Annotated in this window: 7 protein-coding genes and 1 pseudogene; 7 read left to right on the forward strand and 1 reads right to left on the reverse strand. The window is 34.1% G+C overall.

From position 1 onward, the window contains the following. Nucleotides 1–11: 11 nt before the first annotated feature. The 5 genes and pseudogenes from anmK (at nucleotide 12) to tdcB (ending at nucleotide 5,539) form a co-directional block, all read left to right on the forward strand. Nucleotides 12–1,165: pseudogene (gene anmK, locus BAU23_RS09455) on the forward strand (anhydro-N-acetylmuramic acid kinase AnmK). A 15-nt stretch (nucleotides 1,166–1,180) separates the two neighbouring features. Next, nucleotides 1,181–2,080 carry a BadF/BadG/BcrA/BcrD ATPase family protein gene (locus BAU23_RS09460; RefSeq protein WP_071734235.1) on the forward strand — a complete coding sequence of 300 codons (900 nt, stop codon included), beginning with the start codon at nucleotides 1,181–1,183 and terminating at the stop codon, nucleotides 2,078–2,080. Between the two features lie 134 nt (nucleotides 2,081–2,214). Beyond that, a complete protein-coding gene (gene plsY / locus BAU23_RS09465) occupies nucleotides 2,215–2,763 on the forward strand; it encodes a glycerol-3-phosphate 1-O-acyltransferase PlsY (RefSeq protein ID WP_000610839.1) in 549 nt (182 codons plus the stop codon). Between the two features lie 84 nt (nucleotides 2,764–2,847). Further along, complete coding sequence (locus tag BAU23_RS09470) at nucleotides 2,848–4,431, forward strand: aminotransferase class V-fold PLP-dependent enzyme (RefSeq protein WP_071734237.1); 1,584 nt, start codon at nucleotides 2,848–2,850, stop codon at nucleotides 4,429–4,431. A 106-nt stretch (nucleotides 4,432–4,537) separates the two neighbouring features. After that, on the forward strand, nucleotides 4,538–5,539 hold the full coding sequence (gene tdcB, locus BAU23_RS09475) for a bifunctional threonine ammonia-lyase/L-serine ammonia-lyase TdcB (RefSeq protein WP_000628896.1): 1,002 nt from the start codon (nucleotides 4,538–4,540) through the stop codon (nucleotides 5,537–5,539). A gap of 104 nt (nucleotides 5,540–5,643) precedes the next feature. On the opposite strand, the gene BAU23_RS09480 is transcribed toward tdcB, so the two are convergent. Next, nucleotides 5,644–5,973, reverse strand: a complete 330-nt coding sequence (locus BAU23_RS09480) for a YkvA family protein (protein WP_071734239.1) — start codon at nucleotides 5,971–5,973, stop codon at nucleotides 5,644–5,646. A 219-nt stretch (nucleotides 5,974–6,192) separates the two neighbouring features. Between BAU23_RS09480 and BAU23_RS30920 the strand changes: the two genes are divergently transcribed. Together BAU23_RS30920 and BAU23_RS30555 are read left to right on the forward strand one after the other, a co-directional pair. Continuing rightward, nucleotides 6,193–6,447 (forward strand): hypothetical protein, encoded by a 255-nt coding sequence (locus BAU23_RS30920; RefSeq protein WP_071734241.1) that lies wholly within the window; start codon nucleotides 6,193–6,195, stop codon nucleotides 6,445–6,447. Continuing rightward, a partial coding sequence (locus BAU23_RS30555) for an exosporium leader peptide-containing protein (RefSeq protein WP_244159708.1) occupies nucleotides 6,401–7,002 on the forward strand: 602 nt, incomplete at its 3' end. The genes BAU23_RS30920 and BAU23_RS30555, both read left to right, overlap by 47 nt.

Raw genomic sequence — 7,002 nt, forward strand, 5'->3', positions numbered from 1 at the left:
TCATGCATGTTATGTATATTGCAGGAATAATGTCAGGTACTTCATTAGATGGAATAGATGTAGCGCTCGTTCATATAGAAGGAAGCGGTGTAGATTCTAAAGTCGAACTTATACATTTTACTACTGTCCATTTTGTAATGATATAAAAAATGAAATACAACAATCGTTATCATTAGAAAATTCAAATGTCCAACTCATATGCAGTTTGAATTTTAAGCTCGGTTTATGTTTTGCCAACGCTGTAAAGGAAGTTTGTAAAGAGTCAAATATTTCATTGGAAAAATTAGATTTAATAGGTTCTCACGGACAAACGATTTATCATCAACCAAAACAAGATGGTAATATGATGCCCTCAACATTACAAATTGGAGAGCCAGCAGTTATAGCATATGAAACGAACACTACGGTTATCTCTAATTTTCGAACGATGGATATGGCAGCAGGGGGACAAGGTGCACCACTTGTGCCATATTCAGAGGTCATTTTGTATCGTCATCAAACTAAAAATAGACTACTACAAAATATTGGCGGGATCGGTAATGTTACAATGATTCCAAGTGAAGTAAGTAATAAGAGCGTTATTGCTTTTGATACTGGCCCAGGAAATATGATAATCGATGATGTATGTCAAAGATTATTTCAGTTGCCATATGATCAAAATGGTTGGATTGCAAAACAAGGAGTAGTTGTAGATGAAATTTTGACATATTGTATGAACCATCCATTTTTGAAAATGAATCCACCGAAATCAACTGGTAGAGAACAGTTTGGAGAAGAGTTTGTAAGTGAATTATTGAAGCGGTTTGAAAAGCATGGTAAAGAAAATCTTTTGACGACTGTCACGATGTTTACAGCAAGTTCAATTGTTCATCATTATAAGAAATTTATTCTTCCATATTATGAAATCGATGAGGTAATTCTAGGTGGTGGTGGAAGTTATAATGATACACTTGTTGAAATGATTCGGAAAGGATTGAAAGAAGAAAAATGCGCAATATTTATTCAAGAAGATATAGGCTATTCTTCAGAGGCGAAAGAAGCAATCGCCTTTGCGATTTTAGCAAACGAAACGCATCATCGTAATCCGAATAATGTGCCGAGCGTAACAGGTGCAAAGAAATCTGTAGTTTTAGGGAATACAACATTCCCTCCAATAAGAAGATGAAAATGAGGCGGACATATGAAGTATATGATTGGAGTAGACGGCGGGGGAACGAAGACAGAAGCAATTGCATTTGATCAAGACGGAAACGAAGTTGTAAGAGGTATGAGTGGGTTTGGAAACATATTAATAGATTATGAAAAAGCAGTTTCGCATATTATGGAGGCGATTGATCAATGCAAGGAAGCTTTAATAGATGGGCACTGCGTTTGTATTTGTTTAGGATTAGCGGGTATAAGTGGAGCGAATACAAATGAATTAACATTACGATTAATAAAGAAATATAAAACGCAAATTGAAGTTTTTAATGACGCAATGATTGCACATGCAGCTGCTTTAAAAGGTAAGAATGGAATATTAACTATAGGTGGTACAGGTGCAATTTGTATAGGAAAGAAAGACGAAGTGTACGAGTATAGCGGTGGATGGGGACATATTTTAGGGGATGAGGGAAGCGGTTATTGGATTGCCTTGCAAGCCTTAAAGAAAATGGCATTGCAATTTGATCAAGGATTAAGCCTTTGTCCATTAAGCTTAAACATTCAAAATGAGTTTAAACTTTTGACGCCATCTCACATAAAAGGTCTAATATATACTTCCTCAAAAGATAAGGTTGCAGCAATCGCGCCATTAATTATTCGGGAGGCGAGAAATGGGAATGCTGATGCATATGAAATTATGCAGCAAGCTGGCAAGGAATTAGCGAGAATTACAGTAAATAATTATAATAAGATGCAGTTTGATGTACTAACTTCAATTGCAGTTAGTGGTAGTATATTGTGTTCAGTACCTGAAATATATGCTGAATTTAAGAAATGCTGTGAGAAAAGTATGGGAGAAGTTATATTTGTACCACCATCAGAAATGGCAGTGAAAGGAACATATCATCTAATGAAGGGTGTGTATTTTGAAAAATAGATGCATGAGAATTTTTGTATGATTTGTAAAAATATGATGTTAAAATATACAAAGGGATGTAAAGCAAGAAAAGTACAATATACATAGTCATTGAATATTGTATAAGTACTCCCATGTAGAAAGTGAATGATTACATGATTAATAGTATGCAATTTTTGTATTTGGTGGCTGCTTATTTATTTGGAAACATATTGACCGCTTATATAGTGACGAAATGGAAACATAATGTTGATATTCGGCAGGAAGGAAGCGGTAATCCTGGCGCAAGAAATATGGGGCGCGTATATGGAAAAGGGTATTTCGTCGCTACATTTTTAGGTGATGCAATCAAAGGGGCAATCGTAGTTTCTATTGCAAAATACCTTTTTGAAGATTCTACATTTGTAATGTTAGCTTTACTGGCTGTTTTACTTGGACATATTTACCCGATTTTGTTTAAAGGCAAGGGTGGAAAAGGTATTTCAACATTTATTGGAGGGTTAATCGCATTTGATTATTTGATAGCGCTTACTCTAATAGGCGTTTTTATAGTGTTTTATTTAATATTTAAAGGATTTACTAAGCCAGGATTAATTACAATCGCTTGTTTACCAATGTGCATGATTTTTTATTCTTTCTCTATTGGTACGACTATTTTAAGTGTACTTATAATTCTACTTATTTTATATGTAAATCGAGAATAAAGGAATCTTTTATAAGTGGAGGAATCTCCACTTATAATTTTATTAAAAAGCGAGCGATAAATAGAGAGATGAAGGGGATAGGACATGGGGTTAATTTATAAAATTGCTGATCAAGCTTGGGAATTTGAAAGTATACATAAATTGAACTATAAAACATTTGTAGAAGAGATTCCGCAGCATGAAGAAACGAAAGAACGTTTTCGTATAGATCGTTTTCATGAAGAAAATACATATTTAATTTGTTTAGATGAGGATAAGTTAGTAGGTATGGTTGCGTTGCGAGGAAAACGACCATTCTCATTAGATCATAAAATTTCAAATTTAGATTTTCACTTGCAAGAACATGGAGAAAACGTATATGAAATTCGTTTACTTTCAGTAGAACGTGAATATCGAAATGGAAGAGCATTGTTAGGTCTAATTCGATTTTTACATCGTTATTTGCTTCTAAATGGATATGAATTGGCGCTCATTTCTGCTACAACACGTGAACTACCTTTATATGAGCAAATGGGATTCAAACCTTTCCATACGTTAGTTGGTACAGAAGAAGCCGCTTTTCAGCCAATGTATGTTACACCTTCTATGTTTGAAGAGTCGAGTGCTGGAGGCATTATGACGAAAGAATATACGTTTTTACCTGGACCAGTGGATATTGAAGATAATGTTCGAAAGGCATTTTCTACTAAGCCTATTTCACATCGTTCTAAGTCATTTCAAGTGTCGATGGAAAATGTAAAAAAACGATTACTGCAAATGACAAAAGCAAAACGTGTACAAGTAATGTTAGGAACAGGGACGTTAGCGAATGATGCAATTGCTTTACAGTTACGTTCATTAAAAGGTAAAGGACTAGTTTTAGCGAACGGGGAGTTCGGTAATAGATTAATTGAGCAGGCAAGACGTGCACATTTAAATTTTGATACGTATAAAAAAGAAAGGGCAGAGCCGTTTCTTTATACAGAATTAGAAGAAATAATGGCAACTGGAAATTATGAATGGCTTTGGTTTGTTCACCATGAAACATCAACTGGAATGTTAAATAATTTAGAAGAACTAAACATTCTTTGTAAAAAGTATCAAATGAAACTATGTGTAGATTGTATAAGCTCAATTGGTGCAATACCAATAAATTTAAAGGATGTATATTTTGCAAGTGGTGTAAGCGGAAAAGCGATTAAATCATTTACAGGATTATGTTTCGTTTTTCATAATCACATGATAGAGAAAAACGAAGCGATACCTGTGTATATGGATATCGGTATGTATGAAATGAATGATAGTATTCCATACTCCCATTCATGGAATTTAATTTATGCATTGCAAGAAGCGTTGAAAAGGTTTGAAGATGAAAAGGCATTTATAAAAATAAAAGAGACATATGCTTATATTGAACAAGCTATTACTAATATGGGTTTAAATCTTGTTTCACCTAAAGAACATGCCGCGCCAATTATAGTTACCATTCAATTAAATGAAGATAAGTCTTCTAAGGCGCTAGGTGATGCGTTAGCGTTACAAGGATATATTGTTCATTATGAATCAGCATATTTACAAAAGAATAATTGGATCCAAATAGCATGTCTGAATCACTATAAAGCACGTGATATGAAGAGGATGCTAAATTGTTTGCGTATATGTACTTTAAAGAATGGCGTACATATATGAGGAATGATTTTTTAACGTAGTTGGTTGCGTATAGAGGGGTTATTATTTACGAAAACTTAGAAATGAGACAAATAGTAAATTATAAATCATTAGAAGAGGTGTTAGTATGATAACTAAAAAACTACCATTACATATAGCAGACATTAAAAAAGCTCAAAACATTCTAGACAGAAATGCGCGTAAAACTCCATTAGTAAAATCTTTTTATTTGACTAGTAAAACTGGTGGAGAAATTCACTTGAAATTAGAAAATATGCAATTAACGGGTTCTTTTAAATTTCGTGGTGCGTTTAATAAAATGTCACAGTTGACAGATCAAGAAAAAGAGAGAGGCGTTATTGCATGTTCGGCAGGTAATCATGCACAAGGTATTGCTTTATCTGCTCATTTGCTTGGCATTAAGAGTAAAATTGTAATGCCAATTTCTGCGCCTTTAGCGAAAGTTGAGGCTACTAGAGGATATGGATCAGAAGTTGTTTTATACGGTGAAACTTTTGATGATGCGAAGGCAAAATGTGAGGAGATTATAAGAGAAACAGGTGAAACATACTTACATCCATATGACGATGTAGAGGTAATGGCTGGTCAAGGCACAATTGGCTTAGATATCCTTGATGATATGTGGGATGTTGATACTGTCATTGTACCAATTGGCGGAGGTGGCATTATTTCTGGTATTGCTGTTGCATTGAAATCATTTAATCCATCCATTAATATAATTGGTGTCCAAGCAAACAATGTTCATGGGATGAAGGCATCTTATGACAAAGGTACAATTGTAGAACATTATGAGGCACCTACTATAGCAGATGGCTGTGCGGTTAAAATACCAGGCAATTTAACTTTTGAAGTTGTAAAAGAATTAGTAGATGATATCGTAACAGTATCAGAAGGTGAATTAGAAGTAGCGATGAAAGACTTATTACAGCGTGGAAAAGCTGTTGTAGAAGGTGCAGGTGCATTAGCGACTGCTGCACTACTTGCAGGGAAAGTGGATACGTATATTAAAGGGAAAAAGGTAGTCGCGGTTATATCTGGTGGGAACGTAGACTTGCAGCGCATTTCGAGTGTTTGTGAGCAATTTTTTGTAGCTAATGAAGTGAAATGATATTTATAATAAAGTGAAAATGTCCCACTGATTATTAATTGTATTAAGGGATAATATAGTTTTATGAAAGAAGAGCTAAGGGAAATTATCTTAGCTCTTTTTAATTATGCTTGTGCTGAAGTGAATAATGACTCCATTTTTACTTTGCTCTTCTCTCGAATTTCAGCATCTGCATGACGCATTACAAATTTATGCGCTATAGCGATTGCTAAAACATCATCTAATAAGCCGATCCCAATAATAGCAGCTATATCTGGAATGAAATCGATTGTTAATACGTAATAGGATAAAGCGGCTAATATTATGAGTTTCGCTTTAGTAGGTAACGCTTTCTTTTTCATTGTGTAGAATAAAATAATACTTTCATATACGCTGGATTTACCGAGTTTTACTGAACTTTTTTTGAATTTTTTCCAAAGTGTCTGTTTCTCCATAAAAACACTCCTTTTACAAAAAACATAGATTTTTTAAAAGGATGGACAAAGTAGAGAAAGAATAATCAATTTTATTGTTTTTTCTTATTGTATATTTCGATATGTATAAGAGAATACCTGTTCAAAATAAAACAATGCTTGTTAAGCGGATACGATTATGGAGATGGACGAAGAGAAAATCTGTTTTGGAAAGCAAATAAGTTTCTGATAGAGGTTTCAATGAATTATTTGCGTTCTGCAACGAAGGCAGAAAAAACTTTTGATTTCTTAATACTAGCTATCTTGACAATAATTATTAGATTGTTTATAGCGTATATGAATCCGAATACAACAATAATATTGAAAAGAATTAAGGATATAAATAATCAATCACTTACATTCATTTCAATTTTAGCTGGTTTTAATATAGCTAATTACCTCGTTCCTTATGATTCTAGTACTTGCTGGTTCTTTTGCTACAAGTGTTTTTGCTGATAGAACGTTTATTATTCCTAATTTACCAAAACAACCATATCGTTATGGCGTAGGTGTTTATGAGGGCGTAGTAGCTCATAGTACAGCGACTTCTGAAATATTCAAAAGTATGAATCTCGTTTCTAAAGTTAACATTCTAGGTTTCTATGATGCTCGATCTTGGCAGGATAAAGAGGTGGATGGTTTTGTAGATGTAGGTGAGGTGTTTACAATTTTTAGGAAGTCAAATATGGAAGGTTCAGTACAATTTAAGGTACACAATAGTATAGGAAAAACATATTATATTACGATCAATGAAGTTTATGTATATGTAACTGTATTACTACAGTATAGTACACTCATAGGAGGTAGTTATGTGTTTGATAAAAATGAAATACAAAAGATAAATGGGATACTTCAAGCTAATGCATTAAATCCAAATTTAATTGGCCCTACACTTCCCCCAATCCCACCATTTACTTTACCCACAGGTCCAACAGGAGGGACAGGTCCAACGGGAGTAACGGGTCCAACAGGAGTAACGGGTCCAACAGGAGTAACGGGTCCAACGGGAGT

This window comes from Bacillus nitratireducens, from assembly GCF_001884135.1.
Classification (GTDB): domain Bacteria; phylum Bacillota; class Bacilli; order Bacillales; family Bacillaceae_G; genus Bacillus_A; species Bacillus_A nitratireducens.